The 24,907-nt window shown below is 72.0% G+C and carries 18 protein-coding genes; 8 read left to right on the forward strand and 10 right to left on the reverse strand.

Annotation, left to right across the window (positions count from 1 at the left end; translation table 11 throughout):
- Window positions 1-39 precede the first annotated feature (39 nt).
- The 3 genes from AC4BEG_RS34655 to AC4BEG_RS34665 form a co-directional block, all read right to left on the reverse strand.
- Entirely contained in the window at window positions 40-3,573 is a 3,534-nt protein-coding gene (locus tag AC4BEG_RS34655) for a phosphodiester glycosidase family protein (protein ID WP_490703633.1), read from the reverse strand.
- A gap of 148 nt (window positions 3,574-3,721) precedes the next feature.
- The gene (locus tag AC4BEG_RS34660) at window positions 3,722-4,147 is read right to left on the reverse strand and encodes a YchJ family protein (RefSeq protein ID WP_490703634.1); all 426 of its coding nucleotides are present in this window, start codon (window positions 4,145-4,147) and stop codon (window positions 3,722-3,724) included.
- 140 nt (window positions 4,148-4,287) lie between these two features.
- On the reverse strand, window positions 4,288-5,565 hold the full coding sequence (locus AC4BEG_RS34665; protein ID WP_490703635.1) for an alpha/beta hydrolase family protein: 1,278 nt from the start codon (window positions 5,563-5,565) through the stop codon (window positions 4,288-4,290).
- 152 nt (window positions 5,566-5,717) lie between these two features.
- On the opposite strand from AC4BEG_RS34665, the gene AC4BEG_RS34670 reads away from it, so the two are divergent.
- Window positions 5,718-6,698, forward strand: coding sequence for an ArsR/SmtB family transcription factor (locus tag AC4BEG_RS34670; protein WP_490703636.1), 981 nt, complete (start codon window positions 5,718-5,720; stop codon window positions 6,696-6,698).
- Here AC4BEG_RS34670 and AC4BEG_RS34675 read toward each other — a convergent pair.
- Window positions 6,695-7,327 carry a DUF4291 domain-containing protein gene (locus tag AC4BEG_RS34675; RefSeq protein WP_490703637.1) on the reverse strand — a complete coding sequence of 211 codons (633 nt, stop codon included), beginning with the start codon at window positions 7,325-7,327 and terminating at the stop codon, window positions 6,695-6,697. The two genes, AC4BEG_RS34670 and AC4BEG_RS34675, sit on opposite strands and share 4 nt — an antisense overlap.
- 114 nt (window positions 7,328-7,441) lie before the next feature.
- Between AC4BEG_RS34675 and AC4BEG_RS34680 the strand changes: the two genes are divergently transcribed.
- On the forward strand, window positions 7,442-8,176 hold the full coding sequence (locus tag AC4BEG_RS34680) for a DUF429 domain-containing protein (protein ID WP_490703638.1): 735 nt from the start codon (window positions 7,442-7,444) through the stop codon (window positions 8,174-8,176).
- A 134-nt stretch (window positions 8,177-8,310) separates the two neighbouring features.
- Here AC4BEG_RS34680 and AC4BEG_RS34685 read toward each other — a convergent pair whose 3' ends face one another.
- The gene (locus AC4BEG_RS34685; RefSeq protein ID WP_490703639.1) at window positions 8,311-9,546 is read right to left on the reverse strand and encodes a transglycosylase family protein; all 1,236 of its coding nucleotides are present in this window, start codon (window positions 9,544-9,546) and stop codon (window positions 8,311-8,313) included.
- A 1,416-nt stretch (window positions 9,547-10,962) separates the two neighbouring features.
- Between AC4BEG_RS34685 and AC4BEG_RS34690 the strand changes: the two genes are divergently transcribed.
- Together AC4BEG_RS34690 and AC4BEG_RS34695 are read left to right on the forward strand one after the other, a co-directional pair.
- Window positions 10,963-11,799 carry an MOSC domain-containing protein gene (locus AC4BEG_RS34690; RefSeq protein WP_490703640.1) on the forward strand — a complete coding sequence of 279 codons (837 nt, stop codon included), beginning with the start codon at window positions 10,963-10,965 and terminating at the stop codon, window positions 11,797-11,799.
- 317 nt (window positions 11,800-12,116) lie between these two features.
- Complete coding sequence (locus tag AC4BEG_RS34695) at window positions 12,117-13,280, forward strand: M20 family metallopeptidase (protein ID WP_490703641.1); 1,164 nt, start codon at window positions 12,117-12,119, stop codon at window positions 13,278-13,280.
- A gap of 121 nt (window positions 13,281-13,401) precedes the next feature.
- Here AC4BEG_RS34695 and AC4BEG_RS34700 read toward each other — a convergent pair whose 3' ends face one another.
- Genes AC4BEG_RS34700 through AC4BEG_RS34710 form a run of 3 tightly spaced genes read right to left on the reverse strand, consistent with a single transcriptional unit; the run spans window position 13,402 to window position 15,374 of the window.
- Window positions 13,402-14,211 carry an SAM-dependent methyltransferase gene (locus AC4BEG_RS34700; RefSeq protein ID WP_490703642.1) on the reverse strand — a complete coding sequence of 270 codons (810 nt, stop codon included), beginning with the start codon at window positions 14,209-14,211 and terminating at the stop codon, window positions 13,402-13,404.
- Between the two features lie 60 nt (window positions 14,212-14,271).
- Window positions 14,272-14,508, reverse strand: a complete 237-nt coding sequence (locus tag AC4BEG_RS34705) for a DUF397 domain-containing protein (RefSeq protein WP_201871079.1) — start codon at window positions 14,506-14,508, stop codon at window positions 14,272-14,274.
- Between the two features lie 5 nt (window positions 14,509-14,513).
- Window positions 14,514-15,374 (reverse strand): Sco1979 family transcriptional regulator, encoded by an 861-nt coding sequence (locus tag AC4BEG_RS34710; protein ID WP_490703643.1) that lies wholly within the window; start codon window positions 15,372-15,374, stop codon window positions 14,514-14,516.
- Window positions 15,375-15,612: 238 nt separating this feature from the next.
- Here AC4BEG_RS34710 and AC4BEG_RS34715 point away from each other — a divergent pair, with 238 nt between their 5' ends.
- Complete coding sequence (locus AC4BEG_RS34715) at window positions 15,613-16,077, forward strand: hypothetical protein (protein WP_490703644.1); 465 nt, start codon at window positions 15,613-15,615, stop codon at window positions 16,075-16,077.
- A gap of 57 nt (window positions 16,078-16,134) precedes the next feature.
- On the opposite strand, the gene AC4BEG_RS34720 is transcribed toward AC4BEG_RS34715, so the two are convergent.
- Both AC4BEG_RS34720 and AC4BEG_RS34725 read right to left on the reverse strand, forming a co-directional pair.
- Entirely contained in the window at window positions 16,135-18,027 is a 1,893-nt protein-coding gene (locus tag AC4BEG_RS34720; protein ID WP_490703645.1) for a pyridoxal phosphate-dependent aminotransferase, read from the reverse strand.
- 235 nt (window positions 18,028-18,262) lie between these two features.
- Window positions 18,263-20,566 (reverse strand): ATP-binding protein, encoded by a 2,304-nt coding sequence (locus tag AC4BEG_RS34725; protein ID WP_490703646.1) that lies wholly within the window; start codon window positions 20,564-20,566, stop codon window positions 18,263-18,265.
- A 394-nt stretch (window positions 20,567-20,960) separates the two neighbouring features.
- Between AC4BEG_RS34725 and AC4BEG_RS34730 the strand changes: the two genes are divergently transcribed.
- The 3 genes from AC4BEG_RS34730 (at window position 20,961) to AC4BEG_RS34740 (ending at window position 24,904) form a co-directional block, all read left to right on the forward strand.
- Window positions 20,961-21,155: a DUF5999 family protein gene (locus AC4BEG_RS34730; protein WP_490703647.1), complete on the forward strand. Its 195-nt coding sequence runs from the start codon at window positions 20,961-20,963 to the stop codon at window positions 21,153-21,155.
- Window positions 21,152-21,640: an ATP-binding protein gene (locus AC4BEG_RS34735; RefSeq protein WP_490703648.1), complete on the forward strand. Its 489-nt coding sequence runs from the start codon at window positions 21,152-21,154 to the stop codon at window positions 21,638-21,640. Before AC4BEG_RS34730 ends, AC4BEG_RS34735 begins: the two co-directional genes overlap by 4 nt.
- Window positions 21,641-22,000: 360 nt before the next feature.
- Window positions 22,001-24,904, forward strand: a complete 2,904-nt coding sequence (locus tag AC4BEG_RS34740) for a helix-turn-helix transcriptional regulator (protein WP_490703649.1) — start codon at window positions 22,001-22,003, stop codon at window positions 24,902-24,904.
- Window positions 24,905-24,907: the final 3 nt, after the last annotated feature.

The raw sequence follows: 24,907 nt of genomic DNA on the forward strand, positions 1-24,907 counted from the left end.
GGGCGGGGCCGCCCGCGCGACCCCACCCCCTGCCGTCGGTTAGGCCCTGCCCCCCGCCACCGCCCCCGCGCGAGCGGTCACGCTGAAGCGCGCTTGCGCCGCCGCGCCGTTGACCTTCACCGTGAGTGTGGCCGTTCCCGGGCGGAGCGCGGTGAGCGTGCCGCTCACCGGGTCGTACGCCGCCACATGACGGCGCCCGGCCTGGGACGCATCGCCGATGTACACGTTGGGCGATCCGCTCCAGTCGGCGCTGACGGGGAAGCGGACCGGCACCCGCCGGGCGCTGGGACCCTCGCCCTGGATGACGTCGGCCGTGACCGCGGCGTCCTGCCCGGCGCGCAGTTCGGCCGGGGCGGTCACGGTCAGCCCGTCCGTATGCGGCCGGGTCTGGACCGACACCCAGTCGGGCCCGCCCTTCCACGGCGCGCGGCGGTTCTCCGCCTGCGCCTTCGAGGGCACATGGTCCACCCCGACCATCGACCAGCCGGTGAAGCCGCCACGGTCGGCCGGAGTGGCGGGGTACTTGGCGGAGTTGCCGTTGATCAGATACGGGACGCCGTCCACCCGTGAGGCGTGGAAGGTGCCGACATGGCTGCCGATGAACGCCGCGCCCTTGCCGGTGGTCCGGCGGAAGTCGGCGAGCCAGTTCTCCAGCAGCGCGGCCTCCTTGCGGTCGCTCAGCCGGCTGCCCTGCTGCGGAGTGGGGTCGCGCGGCGGAACGTGTTCGATCACCATGACCGAACCGACGCTCCGATCGCGGGTGGCCGCCTCCAACTGGGCGCGCAAATCCTTGATCTGGTCGAAGCCCCCGCCGCGCAGTCCGAGACTGGAGGTGTCCAGGGTGATGAAACGGGTGCCCCGGTGGTCGAAGGTGCGGTGCGCGGGCCCGAATTCGGCCGTGAAGTTGTCGATCCGTCCCCCCATGACCTCGTGGTTGCCCGGTACGTAGGTCCAGGGCACGGTGTCGCCGAGTTCCTGCGTCAGCACCGTACGGGCGAAGGAGAGGTCCTGGGGCGAGCCCTCGTCCACCAGGTCCCCGTTGACGACGAGGAAGTCGGGCCGGGCCGCCTTGATCTCCCGCAGGGTGCGCCGGGCCTGGGCGACGATCGGGCTGTTCGGCTCGCGCGCCACGAACTGCGCGTCCGACATCACCGCGAACCGCCAGTCGCGTCTTCCGGTCCGCGCCGCGCTGTCGATCAGCGGATCCGGGTCGGCCTTCTCCGCGGGCAGGTCGACGGCGGGCGGCACCTGGGCGGTGAGGTCGTCGATGACGATGCCGCCGGTGTACTGCCGGGCCGGGCCGGTCTCGGCGAGATAGAAGCGGTTGACCGTCAGTGGATAGGCGACCCCGGCCGGTACGGTGAAGTCGACATGTCGCCATCCGGTCCAGCTCACATACGGGCCGCGCAGCAGCTGGTCCGAGCCCGCCGCGTCCTTCAGATGCAAGGTCGGCCATGCGCCTTTGCCGTCCCCCTTGATCCACAGGCCGAATGACTGTGGCTGGCCCTCCACATCGATCGGCCGTGGCGGGGTGACATAGGCGGCGCGGGTGGCGGTGGACTGGGTGAAGTCGTACGTCAGGCTCAACCCGGTGCCGGTGTGCCCGTCGGGGGTGGCCTCGGCCGAACCGGAGGCGCGCGCCTGGCTGAAGCGCCACTCAGCCGCGTCGTCGAAGACCGCCTCCCGCCGCTCGCGCAGACCGACGGTGACGGCGAGCACCGTGCTGGTGTCCCCGACGCGGACCGTGACCCGGCCCGCGACCTCCTCGCCGCGCGCCGTGACGGTGAAGGTGCCGGTCGCCGGGTCCGGCGCGATGGTGAACAGCGAGTGGTCGTAGTCGAGATGGACATCGGACGGCTCGACGGGGGCACTGGCGCCGTGCGCGTCCAGTCCGACGATCCCGAAGCGGCCGGTGGCTTGTGCGTCGGCAAGGCCGAGCAGCCGGGTAGTGGGCCGGATCCGGTCGAGACGGTCCAGCACGGTGAGTTCCCGTGCGCCGTGGGCCGTGCCGCGCCGGGCGGTGACCGTGGTCGTGCCGCCGTGGCGGGCGGTGAAGGTGCCGTCGGCGGCGACCCGTCCGACGCGCGGATCAGCCGTCCGCCAGTGCGGTGCCCCCTCCGCGGGACCGTAGGTCTCGTCGTAACCGGCGGCGGTGAGACGGCGGGTCAGCCCGGGGAAGACACGTTCGGGGTGGCCGCCGCGGACCGGGTCCACCGTGGGCGCGTCGGCGGGGTCGGCCGCCGTCTCCACCCAGAAGCCCTTGAGCCGTCCGCTGCCGTCGGGGGCGGTGAAGGCAAGCCCGTTGGGTACGGTGCGTTCGCTGCCGTCGGAGGGGCTGTTCTCCACCCGGGCCCGGTCGCTGCCGGGTTCGCGGGCGACCAGGGTGGACGAACCGCCGCCGTCGAGGTTGAGCGCGCCGTAGGAGCCCGCCTCCTTCATCATCAGGCCCAGTTCGGTGAGGGTGACCCCGCCGCTGTCGGCCTGCCGTCCGTCGACGGTGATGACCTGCATATGGCGGCCGTCCCGGGAGAAGCCGACGGCCGTGCGGGGGGCGGCGGTGTTGTTGCCCTCGCCCTCGTGGCCGATGGGCTTGCCGTCGACGACGAGCAGTTCGCGGCCGCTGACGGCGGTGCGGGGAAGGTCTCCGTCGGCCGCGCGGGGCCGGTACTCCATGTCCACGCTGTCGCCGACGGCCAGTGCGGACAGGGTGTCGGCGCCCTCGTCCCGGCCGACCAGCAGGGTGGTACCGGCCGGGACGGCGCCCTTGCCGGGGGCCGACGCCGCCCGGCTGACCTTGCCGTCCACGACGGCCACCTCGGCGGTGCGCCGTGCCCCGTCCACGGTCTGGGCCCGGTTCGCCTCGCCCCACTGGGCGTTGTACGCGCCGATGCCGTTGGACGGCACGTTGGCGGAGTTGAGCGCGGCGAGCGGATGGTCGCCGTCGGGGAGGGTGAGGGCGCCGTCGAAGTAGAGCTGGAGGAGACGGCCCGCGGCCTGCGGGCCGATGCCGACGGCCTTGCCCGGACCCGCGGCGGACGCGGAGTTGACCATCTGACCGTCGCCGATGCCGATGCCCTCGGGCGCTCCGGTCTGGTTGATGTCGAAGAAGTCACCGTTGATCGCGGCCACCGTACGGCGGCCCGGCCCGGCGTTGTGCCCGGCGGCCAGTTCGGAGACGACCACGCGCTTGGCGACCTTGTCCGGGTGCAGATAGTCGACCTTTGACCCGGCGGTGAGGTCCACCGACAGCGAGTCCACCCGCAGCCACTTGTCGGACTCCAGCCGGTCGTAGGAGGTCAGCTTGATCCCGGGGGCGACGGGATGTGAGGTGTGGGCGGTCTGTAAGCCGTCCCCGTCGGCCACGGACGCGGTGTCCGCGGCGCCCTTCTCACCCTCCGCGGCGGCGGCCGGTGGCGGCGCGATCGGGCGCAGCATCTCGGCCGCGTCCCGGGCCAGGGGTTCGGGGGCCGGGGCGGGGGTGTTGTCGGCGGCGGCCGGTCCCGCGGCGCCCGCGACGAGGGCGGAGACCGCGGCCAGCACCGCCAGGGGTCTGGTGAACGCGACAGGACGCATGGCAACTCCCTGAGGCCATGGGACTCGCGTGGTTCACACGCACAGCGCCCCAGCATCGCGGTGGAGTTGACCGGGCACCAGAAGGCGTCGGCGACATCCTGGGGAACATCTGTCCGCGCCGCCCCGGACGGCTGCCGTGGAAGAGGCGTCAGCCGCTGGTCAGGGCGTCGAGATAGACCCAGGCCCCCTCATGACGGGTGAACCGGCTGTTTTCGCGCAACTCACCCGCACGGCCGCCTTCGGTGTAGTGCGCGCGGAACTCCACGGTGCCGGTGGAGTGGAACGCCGAACCGTCCGTCGTGCCCAGGATCTCCAGCCCCGTCCAGCGCGTCCCGGCGTCCAGGACCACCCGCGGCGGCCGGGTGGTGGGGTGCCAACTGCGCAGCAGATACGCCTCGTCCCCGACGGCGAAGGCGCTGTAGCGCGAGCGCATCAGCTGCTCCGCGGTGGCCGCCTGGGCCGCTCCGCGGTGCAGCCGCCCGCAGCAGTCGTCGTACGGGGCGGGCAGCCCGCAGGGGCAGGCCGTGGGGGTGGTGCGGCGAGGCGGCCGTGGCGGTCGCTTGCGTCGGGACATGGGTCCATTGTGACGGGTGGGACCGGTGGGTCGTCCCGGGCGGGGGCGCCACCCGGGACGACCGGAGCCGGACAGCCCGCGGTCGGGGTCGGGGCCGGGGCTGGTCGGCGAACCGGTCGGCGGGCCGGTCAGTGGGCCGGTCAGTGGGTCGGCAGATGACGGGTGAAGAAGGTGCGTACCCGCCCGCGCACGGCAGGTACCGAACACGCCGGATCCACCGTGCCGATCAGCCGGCCCCGTGCCTCGGCGGACATCAGCCCGGCGGCACACAGCTGGGGCACGACGGCCGCGTAGTCGGTGAACACCCAGTGCGCCGCGTCGTCCAGCCGTGCCCGGGAGGCGCGTCCGTGCGAATGGGCCATCAGAGAGGACCAGGAGCGCTCCAGTGCCGCCCGCTCGCTGAAACCGTCGGTGTGCAGCAGAAGCAGCGGCCGGTCCGTGCCGTGGCGGGCGACCGGCAGCAGGTCCCCCGGCCGGTCCGGCGCGGCCGGTGCCTCGTCCAGAAAGCCTTCGAGGTTGACCGCGGCGGCGAGGCGCCGGTCCTCGTACAGGGTCTGGGCCGCCGTGGTGCCACCGGCCGAATGGCCGTAGACACCTACCCGCTCCAGGTCCAGCAGTCGGGGCAGATCCTCCGGCAGCGGGCGGCGCTCCGCGTCGGGGTTGTGCCCCGCCGCCAGGGCCTCCAGCCGGTCCAGGACGAACCGGGTGTCGGCGATCCGGGTGGCGATCGCGGTGTGGAACTGGCGGGGATCCATCCGGGGGTCTCCCCGGAAGACGGTCTGGCGCAGCCTTCCGCGGTACGCGGCCGGGCGCGGGAAGACGACCTCGCTCGCGTCGCCGGGATGGTCGATGGTCACCACCACGTAGCCGTGGCTCGCCAGTTCCTCCGCGAGCCCTGTGCCCAGGGTGCGGGGGTCACCGCCACCGGGGCTGTACAGCAGCACCGGACGCGGTGCGCGCTGCGCGGGCGCGCCGATGTGCGCGTGGGTCAGGGTGGCGGCCCAGTCCACACCCTTCGGTGGCAGCCCCGGACGCATCAGGGGCGCGGTCTGCCCGAACGAGCGGGCGGCACGCGCGGTCATCTGGTGCGCCACCGGACGGGCGCGGCCGCCATGGGCCGGGTACCACACCGTCACCATCACCTCGCGGACCGGAATCCCGGCCTTCCACGGGTCACGACGGGTGCGGTCGACCAGATGCAGCGTGGTGACCCCGATCCGGTGCGGACCGGTGGGCGCGGGCAGCTCTACGGTCATCATGTCGCCGCGGCCGGTCGGCCGGGCCTGGGCCGCGCCCCCGGCCGCGCTCCCGGCTCCGGCTCCGGTGAGCAGTGCGGCGGCGGCCAGTACGGCCGAGGCGGTGACGGTCCGTCGGCTCACTCCGCCGCGCTCCCCGTCGGTGACATCCTTGAACGACATGCTCGCTCCCTCTGTATCCCATCCGGCTGATCCGGTGTGATGCCGGTCCTTGTGCCGCCCGGCGGTGAGCTGAATCCTGTCCGTGAAGGGGAGGAACGGGCGATCGTTGAGGCCCTGGCCTCAAGGCTGGCGCGGCGCTGTCAGGGGGAGTAGTGATCCGGATCCATGGCACGGCCGCCGATGTCGCCCGGGTGCGGTTCGCGCCCCGGCCAGCCCCGTTGCAGGAGCTGAACGCGGCCCTGAGCATGATGTGCCGCGGGGACGGTGAACTGCTCTTCGGCCGCTGGAGGCGGCGGGCGCTGCGCTCGCTCCCGGCGGCCGTCGGGCCGCTGGCCGACCTGGTCCCGGCGGCGGTCGCGCCCAGCTTCCTCGATGTGTTCAGCGACGATCTCGACGAGGGTCTGGAGACCGTCCGGGCCACACCGAGCGAGCTGGTCCGCACCGAGCTCGAGCGGGTCTACGCCCCTCATCCGCGCCCCGCACCGACGTGGCTCCACGATCTGCACCGGGGCGAGACCGGAGCCTGGCAGCTGCTGCGCCGCGCCCAGCACACGGCGTTCGAGACCCTGGTGCGCCCGGTGTGGTCGCAGGTGCAGGATCTGCACCGGGCGGAGTTCAGCCGTCATGCCCTGACCGTGGCCGAACACGGGGTCGGCACCGCCCTGGCCGCCCTCGTCCCCGGCGCCCGCTGGTGTGGGAGCGGCTGGGAGATCGACGCACCCGTGGAACGGGACATCGCCTTGGCCGGCCGTGGCCTGGTGCTGCTGCCCACCTTCCACTGGACCGGCGGCCCGCTCCTCTCCGATCTGCCCGGCAGCCCGGTGTTCCTGACCTACCCGGCCGGGCCGGGTGTTCCGCTGGTGCCACCGGTGGCCGGGGCGGACGGCGACGCGCTGGCCGCGGTGCTCGGCCGTACCCGCGTCGAGATGCTGCTCCTGCTCGCGCAGGAGCACACCACCAGTGGCCTGGCCCGGCGACTGCGGGTCAGCAACGCCACCGTCTCCGCCCACGCCGCCGCGCTGCGCGGCGCGGGCCTGATCACCACGGTCCGCGCCGGTCGTGCCGTACTGCACCAACGCACCGCGCTGGGCGTCCTGTTGACGCGTCGCGACGGTTCAGGGGACGGGCTCTAAGCGCGCAGAGGGGCCAAGAGGTCGTCGTCGGCCGGGAAGGGGCGCTCCTCGGGCAGTAGCGCGGCCGCCGCGGTCGGCTTGTCCTGGCGCACCAGCGCGTGGATCTCCTGGGCGAGCGGGGTGACATCGCGGATGGCCACCGTCCACTCGTCGGCGTACCGGCGGGCCGCCTCTTCCGAGAGCCCGAGCTGAAGGGAGCGGTAGGGCAGCGGAGCCAGCCGCAGATCGCGCTCCGGGTCCCACTGGACGCGGCAGGGCGCCTGGCGCAACTGCCGCTTCCAGGACGCCTGATCGGCGTGCAGACCGCGGGCGTAGTGTGACAGGCAGGCGTTGCGCAGCGCCCATGCGAAGCCCTCGCGGGTGATCTCGATGGCGAGGATCGTCTCCTGCCCCACTTTCTCGCCCCAGCCGCAGCGGTACATCATCCAGAGGAACGAGGGTTTGATCCAGGTCATCCGGTCGCGCTTCCAGGTGGCCGGGAACCGGCCGTCGCGGGCCGCGGGGCGGCCGATGTGCGGGCCGTACGCCTGGTACACGGTGACCGTGGTGTCAGTGTGCAGCGCGCGGATCTCATGACGGGGCCGGTCGTGCCGTGGCTCTTCCGGCCCGTGGTGGTGCGGTTCTTCCATGGGCACCCAGGGTGGCCGGGTTCGGCGCCCGTCGGCCACCGGTTTTTGACGCGGGCCGGTCCGATGTGCCGTTCTGGCGCGCGCTCGCCCCTTTCGCGTGGTCGGATACGGGCCATGGGTTCCCGACGCCATGTTCCGCATACCGCCCCCGCCCCCGGCGGAGCCGCCGCCCCGACCGTCGTGGGGGTGGATGCCTGTCCCACCGGATGGGTCGCCGTGATCCTCCGTGCGGGCGCGTTCGCCGGTGCCGAGACCGCCAGCGGGCTGGCCGAACTGCTCTCCCGGATGTCGGACGCCCAGGTGGTGGCCGTCGATATGCCGCTGGGGCTGCTGGAGACCGGTCTGCGGCAGGCGGACACACTGGCCGTTTCGATCATGGCTCCGCATCGGTCCCGGGTCTTCCCGGTGCCGCCGAGCGAGGTGTGGGGGGAGGAGGACTACGCCGCGGCCAACCAGTGCTGCCGACGGCTCACCGGACGTGGAATCAGCCGTCAGACCTGGGGGCTCGCGGCCAAGCTGCGCGAGGCCAACGCCCACCGCGACGGCGGTGACTACCGGCTGCACGAGGTCCATCCCGAGGTCTCCTTCGCCGCCATGAACGACGCCCAGCCGGTGGCCTGGAGCAAGAAGAGCTGGAACGGCCAGGCGGTGCGCCGCGGGCTGCTGGTCGGCGAGGGCATCGCGCTGCCCGATGAGCTCGGCCCGGCCGGGCGGGTGCCGACCGACGACCTTCTGGACGCCGCCGCGGCGGCCTGGAGCGCCCACCGCATCGCGCGGGGCACCGCCCGGAGCCTGCCCGATCCGCCCGAGCTGACGGCCACCGAACTGCCCGTCGCCATCTGGTACTGACGCCCGGCCCGATTCGCCGGGGTGCTCCGACGACGCAAGGCGGGAGGCCGCCCGAGCCGTGCCTCGGGCGGCCTCCCTTTTCCCCACCCCCGGATGTGGTTCTCAGGGCCGTGGTCCAACCGGCGTCGCGGGGGTCAGCGGTGGACGCCGTGTGCGCGCAGATAGGCGAGCGGGTCGACATCCGATCCGTAGCCCGGGCCGGTGCGCACCTCGAAGTGCAGATGTGGTCCGGTGGTGTTGCCGGTGCTTCCCGAGCGGGCGATCCGCCGGCCCGCCTCGACGGTCTGCCCGGCGCGCACGTTCACCGCCGACAGATGCGCGTAGTGGGTGTACAGGCCCCCGGTGTGCCAGATGACCACCTGGTAACCGAAGGCGCCGCCCCACCCGGCGGCCACCACTTTGCCGCCGGCCGCCGCGTGCACCGCGGTGCCGACCGGGACCGCGAAGTCCACCCCTGTGTGATGGCCGCTTGCCCAGCGCCCGCCGCGGGTTCCGTACGCCGCGCTGACCGGTGCGCTGACCGGGGTCACATGGTGGTTGGTGGCGGACTTCCGTACGGCCGCGTGGCGCGAGGCCGCCGTGGCGGCGCGTCGTGGCGCCGCCGTGTGGTGCGCGCGGCGCGGTGCCGAGGGGAGGGCCAGCCGCTGCCCCGGGCGGATGAGATCCGGATTCGCGCCGATGGTCCGGCGGTTGGCCTGGTAGAGGGGCCGCCAGCCGCCGCTGACGGAGGACCGCCCCGCGATGCCGGACAACGTGTCCCCGCGCAGCACCGTGTACGACCCGGAGGTCGCGGGCCGCTTGGCGGGCCGCTCGGCGTGAGGTTTCCCGGGGTCCTTGCCGGGGGTCTTCCCGGATGAGGTCGCGGAGCCCTTTCCAGAGGCCGCGGTGGACGGATGGTGATGGGGCGCGGCCGGGCGCTCGGTCTGGTGTCCGGATGGCGGTTTGGCGCTCCGGGACCCTCCGGGGTTCGCCACCGCGGCGGGCGGGCCGGACCGCGTCAGCCGGCCGCGTACCGAGCAGACCGGCCAGGCGCCCGGCCCCTGCGCGGAGAGGACCGCCTCGGCCACGGTGATCTGCTGGCCCTTGGTGGCCAGATCGGCCCGCGGGGCGTAGGCGGTGCCGCCGTACGCGGCCCAGGTGTGCTGGGTGAACTGCAACCCTCCGTAGTAGCCGTTGCCCGTATTGATGCGCCAGTTGCCTCCGCTCTCGCACTTGGCCACCCGGTCCCAGCTGTCGACCGGAGCCGCCGCGGCGACACCGGTGCCGAGGATCGGCAGGACGATGCCGACGCTGCCCGCGGTCAGGGCGGCGCGCAGCGGGGAGACCCGGCTGGGCGCGGCGGGGCGACGGTGACTTCCTCGTACGGCCATGGGGCTGGTTCCTCTCCACAACGGCTCTCGACACGCCCTCCGGAGGCCCCGGTGGGCGATACGAGTACGGCAGCCGGGCTTGGGCGGTCACAAGGCGCAGGGGGCCTCATGGACCGCCGTGCGCCGTCGGGTTCCACCCCCTGCTGGGTCTGATGCGCCCTCAGTTGCGTAGGGGTGGGCGCGTGGAGGGGCGGGGGCGCACGGACACGGCCGACGGGGAGGGGGCCGGGTGGTGGGGCCGGGTCGGTGGTCCCCGGCAGTGGGCGGTCGGGGGGAAACTGGAAATGATTTTCGGGCCGCGTTCGGTGGCGGATGCTATTCCGCCGCATTGGTTTCCGGGTGATCCGTCGCGGATGCCCGGCGGTCGGCCGGGCGAATTGCGTGCGCGGTGCCCGTGGTTGGGCCTCGGCTCGGCGCTCGGTGGCCCAATGCGGGGCCGGGTATCGGGCGTTCGCGGGGGACCGGATCTTCGGGCGCGCTTTTGCGGCGGCCACCGGCCCAAGATCGGTCTGTTGGCAGATGGGGTCGGCCGGTCGCCCGTAACCGCGCGGTTCCGCGCCGGAACCGGCCGTTCCTCGCTTCGCTCCGGGCTGCCGAAAGCGGGCGGGGCCGGGAGGGGGCGGAGGAGAGGCCGGAGAGCGAGAAGGCCACGAAGGCCCAGAAGGAGAGAGCGGGGAAGAGGGGAAGCGCCGGGAAATGGGACGGCCGCGCGGTACGGCGAGGTATCCGGGCCCCGGCCCCGGAACCGGCGGGCGGTCCGGAGCCGCCGAACCCCCGCCAAGGCCGGGGGAGAAGACGTACCGGGTGCCTGGCCGTGGTCAACGCCCAGGTGGAGATAGCAACTTGACTTTCCGTTTGCCAAATGTCCGGCCGCGTATCGTCTCCCGTACCGCTCGTGTACGTGCGGTGGCGATCCGGAAATCGGCGGGTCGGCAAGGCCGGAAAACTGACGGAGAAGCACGTGGTCCGTGTATAGCGGGAACCACGTCGCCGGTCATATCATTGCCTCACCTCCACTTCTCCACCTCCTCCCGGGGACCGCCCGCTGGAGCGGCCCCGAGAATTTCACCCCCTCGCCCCGCGCGATCGGGAGCCGAGCGACACCGGTGCGTGATTTCTGTACGGCCTTGTGCACCGCTCGGGGAAACGGTGCGCCGGGGGGGATCACGGCCCCGGGGATGCGCAGCGCGGCTACGCCGTATGCCGGTTGTCAGGGACCCACCACGGTCTGCCAACGGTCGTACCCGGTGCTACGTCCGAGGGGTGGACGCGATCGAGGGGGCGCACAGGGGCCCCGGAGCTTGCCATGACACACCTGTCGAACCCCGGGCGGCGGACCGGCCGGACCGTCCACGGCGCGGGCGGCCGTGATCCACACCACGGCGGCCCGGTTGGCGCGGCGGGTAAAGTGCCCATGTGGCGAGAGTCGTTGAGCTGATCACCTATCCCATCAAGGCATGCGCCGGAGTGTCTCTGACCGAGGCGTCGCTGGCGGAGGCCGGGCTGCCGCACGACCGCGGCTTCATGGTCACCGACGAGGACGGAGTCTTCCGCACTCAGCGGCGGCATCCCGGGCTCGCGCTCATCCGCCCCCACGTCGCCCCCGACGGTACGCGGCTCACCCTGTCGGCGCCCGGCGCCGAGGAGCTGAGCATCGGTATCGACACGGTGTCCGCGCGGCGCGAGGTCGTGCTTTTCGGTTCGCCGTACCAGGGCATCGACCAGGGCGACGCGGTGGCCGGATGGCTGTCAGACGTGCTGGGCGTGGCATGCAGGCTGGTGCGGGTGCCGCCGGAGCACGACCGGGTGGCGGACGGGCTCACCCCGGGCACCTCGGGCTACGCCGACAGCAATGCGGTGCACATCATCTCCCGGGCCAGCCTGGACGAGCTCAACCGGAGGCTCACCGGCGAGGGTGGCGAGCCGCTGCCGATGGCCCGCTTCCGGCCCAATGTGGTGGTCGACGGATGGACCGAGCCGCATACGGAGGACCGGGCCCGGCAGATCACCATCGGCGACACCGAGCTGGGTTTCGCCAAGACGGCCGTCCGGTGTGTGGTCACCACGGTCGACCAGGACAAGGGGCTCAAGGCGGGCCCGGAGCCGCTGCGCACCCTGGCCCGTTACCGCAGGTCCCCCGAGGGCGGTGGCACCATCTTCGGCGCCAAGTTCTCCGTGACCCGTACCGGCACCATGGCGGTGGGGGACGAGGTTGCCGTCGGCAGCTGGGACGGGCCGCCCCCGGCGGAGTGAGACCGGTCAGGCGTCCGCCACCACCGTGGCGAAGGCACGATCTCGGTACGGCCGCCGAGGCCGGTGAGGGTGGCGGTCATGACCATGGGCGCCTCCCGGTGAGGGTCATCTCGGCGGTGCTCATAGGGGTCTCCTCGGTGCGCGGAAGCATGTCGTCACCGGGTCAGCCCCGGGCAGCGGGCAGAACTCATCGGTCGTTCTCCCTCCCCGTCCCGACATCCTGATGCGCGCACCGGGCCTCACCCCCGGTGATCGCCCCGTTCCGTCATGATCTCTCCCATGGACCACCGCCGCCCCCTTCGGGAAGGATCTCCTCGATGACGCCCACCGAGCTCGCCGCCGCCACTGAGCGGGCGCTCCCCGAGATGATCGAAGACCTCCGGACCCTGGTGGAGCTGGAGACGCCGAGCAACGACAAGCGGTTGCTCGCCGCCGGGCTCGCCGCCATCAGCGACTGGATCGACGAGCGGCTCGGCGCGCCGGACACGACCGAGCGGCACGACTGCGGGGAGTACGGCGATGTGCTCGCGGTGACCTATCGCGGCACCGCGCCGGGAACCGTGCTGCTGCTGTGCCACTACGACACGGTCTGGCCTGCCGGGACGCTCGCCGAGTGGCCCTTCGAGGTGGTGGACGGCCGGGCCTGCGGACCGGGTGTGTTCGACATGAAGACGGGGATCGTCCAGGCGGTGTGGACCGTGCGGCTGCTGCGTGAGCTGGGTCTTCCGCACCCCTCGGCGCGACTGCTGCTCACCGGCGACGAGGAGATCGGCAGCCCGGTCTCCCGGCGCCATATCGAGCGGCTGAGTGAGGACGTGCTGGCCACCCTGGTCTTCGAGGCGTCGCTCGACGGGGCGGTCAAGACCTCGCGCAAGGGTGTCGGTCTGTTCGATGTGACCGTCTACGGTGTCGAGTCGCACGCGGGGCTCGACCCGTTCGCCGGAGCCAGCGCGATCCACGCCCTCGCCGAGGTCATCCCGCATATCGCGGCACTCGGCTCGGCGGAGCGGGGGACCACGGTGAACGTGGGGCTGATCAGCGGCGGCACCGGCCGCAATGTGGTGGCCGCGCGGGCGAGTTGCGGTATCGACGTCCGGATCGCCGAACCCGCCGAGATGGCGCGGATCGACGCCGCGCTGCGGGCCCTCACCCCCTCCGATCCGCGGGTGCGGCTGACCGTCACCGGCGAGTGGAACCGGCCGCCGATGGTGCCCGACGACGCGTCCCGGCGGCTGTACAAGCAGGCCCGCGCCGTCGCCGCCGAGCAGGGCTGGGCACTGGAGGAAACGGCGGTCGGCGGGGCGAGCGACGGCAACTTCGTGGCCGGGCTCGGGCGGCCGGTCCTCGACGGCCTCGGCGCCCTCGGCTCCGGTGCCCACGCCCGCCACGAGCACACCGTGCTGGCTCCGGTCCCGGCCCGTACAGCGCTCACCGTCGGCCTCATGCGGGCCCTGGCGGTGGCGGATCCGGAAACCGCGTGAGCCCGGCGGGCCCGTCCGGTCCGGGGTGCGGCCGCCGCCGTGCGGGACGGCGGCGGCCGCGGTGGTCCGTGCCGGTGACGGGCGAGGCCCCCACCGACCCGGACAGGATGTCCCCGCCCGGTTACGGCTTGCGCGCGAGGACCGCGTAGACGGAGACCTGCTCACCCGCGGGCAGCAGGGTGCCCCCGGCGGTGTCCGTCCGCCAGTCCGAGACCAGGACCAGCCCGGAGCCCACCGGCTCGAGCCCCTCGAAGAACCGTGCCACCTCGGCGTGGGAACGTGGCCGCAGGGTCACACCGGACTTCCGGTAGAGCTCGACCACCTCCTCAGCCGCCTTCGGCTCGACATCCGCCGTGGCGTGCGAGAGCACCAGATGACTGCCGGGAGCGAGCGCGTCCACCAGACGGCGCACCAGGTCGTAGGCGCCGTCCTCGTCGTCGATGAAGTGCATCAGTGAGATGAGGGAGAGGGCGATGGGCTCGTCGAAGTCCAGTACCTCCCCGGCCTGTTGGACGATCCGTTCCGGTTCGCGCACATCCGCCTGGAGATAGTGCGTGACCCCCTGCGGTGTGCTGCGCAGCAGCGCCTCGGCGTGGCACAGCACGATGGGGTCGTTGTCCGTGTAGACGATCCGGGCGTCGGGGGCGACGGCCTGGGCGATCTGGTGCAGATTCGGCTCGGTCGGTATACCCGTGCCGATGTCGAGGTACTGACGGGTACCCGCCTCGGCGAGCCACTCGGTGGCACGCCGCATGAACGCGCGGTTGGTCCGCGCGGAAGTCGTGACCGTGGGGTCGATGGCGAGCATCCGCTTCGCCAGTTCCTCATCCACGGGATAGTTGTTCTTACCGCCCAGGATGTAGTCGTAGACGCGGGCGGGATGTGGTCTGCTGGTGTCGATCCGGCTGAGCCCTGGCTCCAGTTCCGGCATGCTGCGCTCCATGGGGGTCGGCGCGAGTTGTGGAGATGTGCGGGTTGACGAGGACGCGGGTCAGGAGACGAGGAAGTCGGCCTCGCCGGCCTTGGCGCCCTGGATGAAGGCGACGATTTCGCTGTGGGTGTAGATCAGCGCGGGACCGTCCGGATCGGTGGACTGGCGCAGCGCCACCCGCCCGTCGTCCAGCTTCAGAGCTTCGACGCAGTTTCCGCCGTTGCCACCGCTCCAGGGCTTGTGCCAGCCCTCGCTGCCGAGGTCGGACGCGCGCATGCCGTTGTGAATGCGATTCATCCAGATCAGAGCTCCTTGCGGAAATCCTTCAGGATTTCCTTTGTGCGTCGTGCGTTTGCCGCCTGTGCGGCCATGCGGTCCATGGCCTCCAGATGGGCGGCCACCTCGATGCGTTCATCGAGGTAGACGGCGCCGGTCAGGTACTCGACGTACACCATGTCCGGCAGTTCGGGGACAGCGAAGCGGAAGAGGACGAAGGGCCCGTAGGTGCCCGGGTGGTGTCCGGAAGCGAACTCCGTGATCTGGAGCGTGATGTGGGGATGCTCGATGGACTCCAGCAGCCGGTCGACCTGGCGGCGCATCACCGCCGCGGAACCGACCGGTCTGCGCAGCACCGTCTCGTCCATCACCACCCACAGCCGTGGCGCGTCCGGGCGAGCGAGCAGCCTCTGACGCTCCATCCGCAGCGCCACATGGCGCTCGGCGTCACCGGGCGCGGCCCGGCCGACGGCGCCGGTCTCCATCACCGCGTGGGCGTACTCCTCGGTCTGGAGCAGGCCGGGGACGAAGTGGGGCTCGTACGCCCGGATCATCTCGGCCGCACCCTCCAGGCTCACATGCACGCTGAACCAGTCCGGGAGGATGTCGTGGAACCGCTGCCACCAGCCGGGCCGGTTGGCCTCCTCGGTCAGGGTGATGAACGCCTCGAGCTCCGCGCCGCCGATTCCGTATGCGGTCAGCAGGAGTTGAACGTAGGGAACCTTCAGTGCGACCTCGGCGGTCTCCATCCGGCGTACCGTGGCGGGTGCGACCCGCAGCACCTTGGCCGCCTGCTCACGCTTGAGCCCCGCCTTCTCCCGCAGGTCCTGCAACCGCCTGCCGAGGACGACTTGGCCCACGGTCGGGGCCGACCGCGGTTCGCTCACCAGATACCTCCCCCTAGCTGATGTTCGCAGTGTGCCATGCCCAGTACGGCGCAGACACATTGCACTTACGACTCTGCACATTCCAGAGTGCCCCTTGCCAAGTGTGAGGGGCGGTGCGCATAGTGGCGTCATGATCCCGTTAGCGCAGCCGTGGCCGGGACCCGTCCCGGACCGCGGCCGTGACGCCGCCGCACTCCGCGCAGGTGTAAGCGGCCCGACCTTTGCGATGTGCCCGTAGATGACTCACGCCTTCGCCGGTGCGCTGCCCGGCCTCCCCCGCGGCCGGTTCCGGCAGTGGGGCTCCCGCCCGGAACCGGGTGGCCGCCGCCGACTGGCACTGCCGCCCGCGCTGCGGACGAGCCGCGACTACGACGCGGTCGGGCTGGCCGAGCGCGACGGGCGCCGGGTGATGGAGCTGCTGCCCCGGGCGGGATGTGTGCTCGCCCACGGGGGCCGCTGGTGGTGGATCGTGCCCCCGCAGTCGGATGTCGGGGTCGAGTGGCCGCCGATCGCGCTGTACGCGGTCGGCGGCATGGTGTCCGATGGATCCGAGGGGCGGGCCGGTGCCGTGGACGAGGAGCCCTGGGTGGTGCACGCGCCCGACGACCGCGAGCCGTACACCCATCCGCTGCTGCTGCATATCGCCGTCTGCGCGGTGGCCGGGGTGGCCCCGGCCTGGCCGCGTGAGGACCGGCGTCCGTAGCTCACGGTCCGGGCGTCAGCTCACGGTCGGAGTGTCGGCTCAGGTCAGGGTGCCGGCTCAGGTCAGGCTGTCATCGCTCTGGAGGTACGCGGCGGGGCGCGGATAGCGCTGGAGGGCCGGGGTGAGGCCGTCGGGGTCGTCGTCCACCACGGGCCGGGCGGTGGCCCGGAGTTCCGCGGGGTCGTAGGCGATGGCCTGGGTCCGCTCCACCGAGGACTCCTCCGGTGCGGAGGTGTCCCGCTGCTGGTCGTAGACGGGGATCTGGTCGATGGTGGTGTCTTCCGGGGAGTTCTGCGCCGCATAGGCCGTGGCCGGTGTCCCGGTCCGGACCGCCGGGATCTCCGAGGTCTGGGCCTGTGCGCTCACCATCTGCCCGGTCTGGAGCTGGGCGCCCGGCGGCTGGGGCGCCGGAGCCGTCCGCATCTGCGCGACCTGCGCCTGCTGCTCGGCCTGCAACTGCGCCTGGAGCTGGTCGAGTCGGCTCCGCGCCGACTGCATCGGGGGTATCTGCGCCTGCGCCGCCGGGTACGGGGCCATCTGCACCGGCGGAGTGGCGACATAGGCCGGGGCCAGCTCCGCCATGGGCTGCTGTACCGCGAAGCCCGCCGAGCCCGTACCGTACGACGACGCCTGTGCATAGGCGGGCGCCGTGCCGCCTGCCATGGGCAGGGCGGCCGCGGTGTACACCTGCTCGGGCGCCACCGGCGCGCCGGACAGCTGCGGCATCTGCTGGTACAGCGGGTCGAACTGCGCTTGCGGCACGGAGTTCAGCGGTGTCTGCTGCTCCCAGCTGACCTGGGGCGCGTAGAACGACGTCCCGTACATCACGGTGCTCAGCCCGGTGAGCAGCCGCTGCACATCCGGCTGCGAGCGCACCACCAGCCGCATGAACTGACTGCTGCTGCCCAGTTTGTTGCCGCATTCGCGGACCAGGACGCCGTGCTGGGAGAGAAGTTGGTCCCGGACCCAGGTACCGTCCAGGCCCGCCGGGAGTTTGACGAGGACGAAGTTTCCCTGGGAGGGATAGACCGTCATCCCGGGCAGTCCGGCCAGCTGGGTGGTCATCTGCTGCCGGTCCAGGCTGATCAGGCGCAGACTCTCCATGTACTCCTGCCGGTACCGCTTCAGCATGAAGACGATGACCTCGGCGAAGGAGTTGAGGTTCCACTTCGGCAGCCGGGAGCGGATCTGCACCGCCAGCGCCGGGTTGGCCACCAGATAGCCGAACCGGACGCCGTGCAGCCCGAAGTTCTTGCCGAGGCTGCGCAGCACGATGACATTGGGGCGCAGGACGGCCTCGTCCACGACGCTCGGATACGCCTTGGAGTCCGCGAACTCCAGGAACGACTCGTCGATCACGACCAGGTCGAGATCGGCGAGGGCGTCCATCATGCCGATGACGGCCTGCCGGGACAGCAGCCCGCCGTCGGGGTTGTTGGGGTTGCAGATGACGGCCACCCGTGAGCCCCGCGAGCGCACGAAGGAGACGAACGCGGACGGGTCGAGGGCGAAGCCGCTCATCTCCGGGAGCTGGAACATGTCCACCCGCTTGCCGGTCTCCATCGGCTGGTCGGTCCACCGGCCGAAGGTGGGGATCGGCACCGCCAGGCTCTCCTTGACCAGCAGATGGTCGATCCAGGTGATGAGCTCCGTCGAGCCGTTGCCCATCGCCATGGTCTGCGGCTGGAGCCCGAGCACATCGGCCAGTTCGGCGGTGATGGTCTCCGCGGAGCTGGGGTAGTACGTGAGGATGTCGCGCAGCCTGACCGCCATCACGGCGAACATCGCGGGGGTGGGGAAGTACGGGTTGCAGGGGATGCAGAAGTCCACGAGCTCCTGTCCGCCGCCCGTGACCCCGGCGCGGTTGAGCGCGAAGTACGACGGGCTGTGGGCGGTGCCACGGAAGAGTTCCGCGGCATCACCGGTATGGCCGACTGCGGCAACAGTCACGGCGGGACCTCCTCGGTCGCGTCGGTCGTGCTGATACGACCGTTGCGGCTCGTCCCTCGAGCCTGACGCATGATCCCTCGAACGCGGGGCAGGTAACGTTTGGTTTGTCGTCTGTGAAGAAATTGAGGACAAGTGGGCCTGGATCGAATAGAATTCCGCCCCTCGCTTCCCTTCCGGAGTCTTTCGCCAGTGAACTTCACCGGGTAGTTTCACCGGGCATGCGGTCTCCGTCCGCTCAGGGCGCGGTGTCGGACCGGGTTTCCCCATCGGCGCGTGCGGTCCGGCTCTGTTCCGCTACCCACACCGCCACCTGTGCACGCGAGGTGAAACCGAGTTTGCTCAGAATGTGCTCAAGATGGCCCTCGGCGGTGCGCTGGGCGATCACCAGGGACGCGGCGATCTCCTTGTTGCTCAGCCCCTGGGCGACCAGTTGGGCGATCTCGGACTCCCGGCGCGTCAGGGGAGACGGCCGCTCGCCCACCGCCGGTTCCGTCGTGGGGAGTTCGTTCTCCAGGGCGTAGCCCAGCCCCTCGTCGTAGGAGAGCCGGGAGCCTTCCTTGACCGTGGCGTTGAAGGCCGTTTTCCCCAGCGCCCGGCTCACCGCGGCCTCGCACTCCTCGTGGTAGTGGACCAGATGGCCGTAGCCGGACAGCGGGGCGCCCACCGCCCGCCAGACCGTCCGGACCACGCCCAGCAGCCGGGCCGCACGCGGGAAGTCCCGCTCGGTGGCGGCGATCCAGGCCAGCACCTCGAGGTTGACCCCGACGCCCAGCGGGTCGTCGAGCGAACGGTTGAACTTCAGGCTCTCCCGCTCCAGGGCGGCCGCGCGCTCGGTGTCGCCCTGCCGCCACACCTCGACCCCCAGCGCCATCATCGTGTAGGCCCGGTGCCAGCCCTCGCCGTAGGCGTCGCACACCGCCAGCGACTCCTCGCCCAGCGCGATGGCGCGCTGGGAGTCACCGATGAACGAGTGGGCCAGCGAGAGCCGGATGAGCGCCAGAGCCAGCCCCACCGGGTCGCCGGTGGCGCGGTGGCGGCGGACGGCCTCCTCGTAGAGCGTGATCGCGGCCTCGGCGTCGCCCCGGTACATCGCGACCATGCCGGAGTACAGCGCGGTGTAGCCGAGTACCGGCTCCAGATCCAGCCGCTCCCCGATGGCCCGGCTCTCCTCGAGCATGGCCGAGGCGGCGTCGGTGTCGGACTGGATGATGGCCAGCCAGCTGTTGGTCCACAGCGCCCGCGCCCGGGCACCGGTCGGCTCGGGGCAGACGGCGAGCCCGTCGTCCAGCCAGCGGCGCCCCTCGCTGAGGTAGTAGCTGGTGATCCAGTGGTAGAGCAGATCGGCCGCGATCCCCAGACCGCGGGCGCACTCCGCCGGGTCGTCGTAGCAGAACTCCAGCGCGGTGCGCAGATTGGCGTGCTCGAGCTGGAGCCGGGTGAACCACTGGACCTGGGCCGGTCCGAAGAGCGCGGCGCGCGCGTCCGCCGCCAGCTGCCGGTAGTAGTCGCGGTGGCAGCGCAGCCGGACGGCTTCCTCACCGGCCGCCTCCAGCCGCTCCCGGCCGTACGCGCGCAGGGTGTCCAGCATCCGGTAGCGCACCGTCGCGCCGTGCTCCTCGCGGAGCAGCACCGACTTGCCCACCAGCTCGGTCACCAGGTCCAGGATCTCCTCGCGAGGCAGGCCGTCGCCCGAGCAGACCGCCTCGGCCGCCTCCAGGTCCAGGCTTCCGGCGAAGACCGAGACCCGGGCCCACAGCAGCTGCTCGCGCTCGGTGCACAGGTCGTAGCTCCAGTCGATCAGCGCCCGCAGCGTCTGGTGGCGGGGGAGCACCGCCCGGGAGCCGGTGGTCAGCAGCCGGAAGCGGTCGTCGAGCCGGCTCAGCAACTGCTGGACGGACAGGGCGCGCAGCCGTACGGCGGCCAGCTCGATGCCGAGCGGAATGCCGTCCAGCCGCCGGCAGATCCCTTCCACGGCGTCCCGGTTGGCGTCGGTGACGGTGAAGCCGGGCAGTGCCGCCCGGGCCCGCTCGGTGAACAGCCGTACCGCGTCGCACTGGGCGAACGCCCCGGTGGACAGCCGCGGCCCGGAGGCGTCGGGCAGCGTCAGGGTGGGGACGGCGAGTGTCTGTTCGCTGCCGATGCCCAGCACATGGCGGCTGGTGGCCAGCACCCGCAGCCGGGGAGCCTCGCGCAGCAGCCGGTCGGTGAGCAGCGCGCAGGCGTGCAGCAGATGCTCACAGTTGTCCAGGACGAGCAGGGTCTGCCGGTCTCGCAGATGATCGATGAGGACGTCCATCGGCGGGCGCGCGGAGTGGTCCCGGATCTCCAGGGCCTCGGTGACGCTCTGGGCGAGCAGTGCGGGGTTGTCCAGCTCGGCGAGTTCGGCGAGCCAGACGCCGTCGGAGAAGGCCCGGCGCGCGTCGTCGGCGACCCGCAGGGCCAGCCGGGTCTTCCCGACGCCGCCGACCCCGGTGAGCGTCACCAGACGTGATGCGGACAGCATCCGCTTGACCTCGGCCGCCTCGTGCCGACGCCCCACGAAACTTGTCACCTCCGACGGCAGCCTGCCGGTCTGCCGTCCGGTCGAGGTGTCCGTTGCCACCGCACCCATCGATGCCTCGAACCAGCCTCGGGCGGGCGACTCCACCCGCGCGGACCGACCCCATACCCCCAGGCTATGCCTCTGCCGGGGCCACCGCATGCCCCTTCTTCCTCAGCGCATGACACATCATGACCGGCGCCATACGCACGGTGTGCGTTTTCGGTACCGACGGTGAGCGGTGGTGGCCGGATGTGATCTCCCCGGGGGCCGGGGGTTGGGATCGGGTATCGATGCGGGGATATCTCCCCTCGCCGTGCTCCGCGGCGGCGGCCCATGCTGGACGCCTCGAAAGAGTTCTGCCGACCGTCGGCGGAAAAGCGAAGGTTCAGCCATGTGCCTCCATCAGCCCCCCTGTCCCTCCGCGGACGCGCCCGACCATGATTCCGCGCGTCTGGTGGCCTGCCATCCCGAGCAGGGCTGGAGCCTGCTCTGCAACGGAGTGGTGATCTTCGCGGACACGGGTGAACTGCTCCCCGACGGGCGTGTTGTCCCGGCTCCCCGGGTCAGTCCCGACCGGTTGAAATGAACGCCTCGACCCTCACCACCGTCGCCCCGCCGGCGTCCATGAGCGCGGCGCGGCGGCCGGTCCGGTACGCCCCGGCCACCAGCGGCGGGACGTCGTGGCTGCTGCCCTCCGAACCCGCCTCGGTGTCCCGGGCCCGCCGCCTCACGGTCGCGCAGCTGGCGGCGTGGGCGCTCCACGAGCGCATCGACGATGCCGAGCTGCTGGTGAGCGAGCTGGTCACGAACGCGGTGCGGCACGCCTGCGGACCGGTCCGGCTGACCTTCTCGCTGTGCGCGACCGACCGTGCCTTCCGGTGCGAGGTCGCGGACGAGGACTGCGGCAGGCCCCGGCTGTGCCGGGCGGGCGAGGACGACGAAGGAGGGCGCGGGATCCACCTGCTGGAGCTGCTCTCCCGCTGCTGGGGCAGTACCAGCACGGCGGTGGGCAAGGTCGTCTGGTTCGAACTGCATCCTGTGACCGCCCTGAGCGGTATGACCCGATCGTGAACCGGCGGCCCGTGCGAACGGTCATATATCAGCGATCACATATGACTCCGCAAGAAACGTGACCCGATAAGAACCGTGATTCGACGAAAGGAGACGCCATAGAGAACTCCACGCCTCACCCACACGGTGAAACCGCACGGCCCGGGGAAGCGGAAGGTGTATGCCCTCACCACACCGACCCGCCCCGGGTCGCTGAGCGCCGGAAGCCGGGGCCTTTGTTCGCTACAGGAGCCTCTGCGTACGTCATTGTTTGGTAATTGATCGTCGTCATACGGTTCATGTAGCCTGACGATCGCACCGAGTAGTGTAGTTTTCGTATTTTTCATAGTTTATGCGGCGTGTGGGGCTGAGGGGGCTGCCGTGGGGGATGAGCGGACCACGGCCTCCGGCCCCTCCGGCAGACTGGTCGGCCGCACCGGGGAACTCGCGACCCTCACCGGCCATGCCGAGTCCGCTATCGCCGGACGATCCGGACTGGTGCTGCTGAGCGGACCGGCCGGAATCGGTAAGACCAGCCTGCTCCGTGCCTTTCTCGGCGGCGATGCCTGCCGGAAGATGACGGTGCTGCACGGCAGCTGCCGTGAGGTCGCCTCCGGCACGGGCTACGGCGGTGTCCGCGCCCTCTTCGCCGTCCTGGGACTCACCCACGAGAACGCCGGGGACTCCCCGCTGCTGCGCGGCGGCGCGGCCCGTGCCCTCCCCGCGCTCACCCCCGACCCCGGTCCTGACGAGCCCTGCGCGGCCGCCGCCTATCCGGTGCTGCACGGGCTGTACTGGCTCGCCGCCAATCTGATGAGCCAGGGTCCGCTGGCGCTCGTACTGGACGATGCGCACTGGTGCGACGAGCGGTCACTGCGCTGGATCGCCTTCCTGCTGCGGCGCGCCGACCACCTCCCGCTGCTTGTGGTGCTCGCCCAGCGCACCGAGGCCGAGCCCACCGCACCCGCCGCCCTGGCCGATATCGTCGCCCAGCCCCGTACCTCGGTGCTCCGCCTGGACCCGCTGACCGAGGGGGATGTGGGGGAGATGGCGCGCCTGGTCTTCCCCGCCCCCGTCGCGCCGACCTTCGCCGAGCGCGCGGCGGCCGTCTGCGGCGGCAACCCGCTCACCGTCGCCCGGCTGCTGCGCGAGCTGCGCGCCAGGGGCGTACCGCCGGACGAGCGCGGTATCCGGCAGATCGACGAGGTCGGCCGTGGCGTGGTCGCCCTGTCCGTGCGCGCCCTGCTCGACCACCGGCCCGGCTGGGTCCGGGACGTGGCCACCGCGATCGCGGTCCTCGGCGACGAGGACGCGCAACACATCGGCGCGCTCGCCGGGGTCCCCGCCGCCCGGGTCGAGGAGGCCGTGACGCTGCTGCGCGGCGCCGAGGTGATGGCGCCGGACCGCCCGGACCTGGCCCATGACGTGGTGCGCTCGGCGGTGCTCGGGGCCGCCGGCGCTCCCGCCCTGGCCGCGCTGCGTGCCAAGGCCGCCCTGCTGCTGAGCGATATCGGGCGGCCCGCCGAAGAGATCGCCAACCAGGTGCTGCTGGTCCCCGGCACCCCCGAGCCGTGGATGCGTGTGGTGCTGCGCGAGGCCGCCTCGCAGGCCGAGCACCGGGGCGCTCCCGAGGCCACCGCCCGCTATCTGTACCGCGTCCTGGAGGCCGAGCCGGACAGCGTCCCGGTCCGGGTCCAACTCGCCAGGGCGCTGGCGGAGATCAACCCGCTGGAAGCGGTCCGGCTGCTCGAGCACGCACTGTCACTGACCTCCGACCTCCGCGCCAAGGCGCCCATCGCCGTGCAGTACGGCATGACCTGTCTGCCCGTGCAGCGCTCGCGGAGCGCCGTCCGGGTGCTCGCCGAGGTGCTGGACGCGCTCGAGGCCGCCACGGGGCCCGAACCCGACCCGGCCGACACGGAGTTGCTCACCCTCGTCCGGTCCGCCCTGCTGATCACCGGTTCCGACGAGAAGGCGACCATCGTCGCGGTCCGGGAGCGCTTCGCGCGGATGCCCGAGCCACCGGGGGACACCCCCGCACAGCGGCAGATCCTGGCCGCGATGACGCTGTACCGCGCGCTGGACGGCCATTCCGCCGAGCAGACGGCGCGGCTGGCCCGGCGAACCCTCAGCTCCTCGGGGGTGGAGGTCGACAACTGGTCGCTGGTGCTGTCCTCGGTCGGCCTGAGCCTGGCCGACGACGCCGACGGCGCGCTGGCGGCGCTGAACCGCTCGCTGCGGTGCAGCCAGGAGAACGCGGCGGTGTGGTCGTATGTGGTCGCCCTCTCCAGCCGCTCCCTGGTGCTGCACGGTCTCGGGGCGATGGCCGACGCGCTCGCCGACGCTCAGACCTCCCTCGAGATCATCGGCGAGGAGCGGTGGAGCTCCCATGTGACCCTGCCGCAGACCGCGTTGGGCACCGTGCTGATCGACCGCGGCGAGCCCGAGCGGGCCGACGAGCTGCTGGCGCGGATCACCCGGCCGAACATCGAGCTGTTCGCCTTGGAGTACCACTCGTATCTCATGGCCCGCGCACGAGCCCGGTGGGCACTGGGCGACGGCGACACCGCGCTGCGTCTGCTGTTCGACTGCGGTGCCTCGCTGGCCGAAGCCGGGATCACCAACGCGGTGTTCGTCGCCTGGTGGGCCGAGGCGGCCTGTATCTGCGCCGCGGAGAAATGCCCCGACCGGGTGCGGGACGCCGTCGACCACGGCACCGAACTGGCCCGGCGCTGGAACACCCCCCGCGCGCTCGGACTCGCCGCGCTCGCCCGCGGAGTGATCACCCCTGGCGCACCCGGCGTCGAACTGCTCACCGAGGCCGTCGACCAGCTGTCCGTCTCACCCGGGCGGGCCGAGTACGCCCGGGCCGAACTGCTCCTCGGCGGCGCCCTGCTGGACACCGGCGATCCGCGCGGTGCGCGGGAGCATCTGCGCAACGCCGCCGACCTGGCTCAGAGCTGTGGTGCCCTCGCCCTCGCCCGGGACGCCCGTCGGCGGCTGGTCGCCGCGGGCGGCCGGATGCGCGAGATCACCGCCTCGCCGGTGGATCTGCTCACCGGCACCGAGCGCACGGTCGCCGGACTCGCCGCGCGGGGCGCGGGCAACCGGGAGATCGCCGAGTCGCTGTTCGTCACGGTACGCACTGTCGAAACGCATCTCACCAGCGTCTACCGCAAGTTGGGGGTGAGCCAGCGCACCGAGCTGGCCTCGGTGCTGCACACCCCCAGCGTTCCCGATTCACGGGCCCCGGCCTGGGTCTCCGCCGCGCGTGGGCGGTACTGAGCG

This window comes from Streptomyces sp. JLBJ103 (assembly GCF_058215575.1).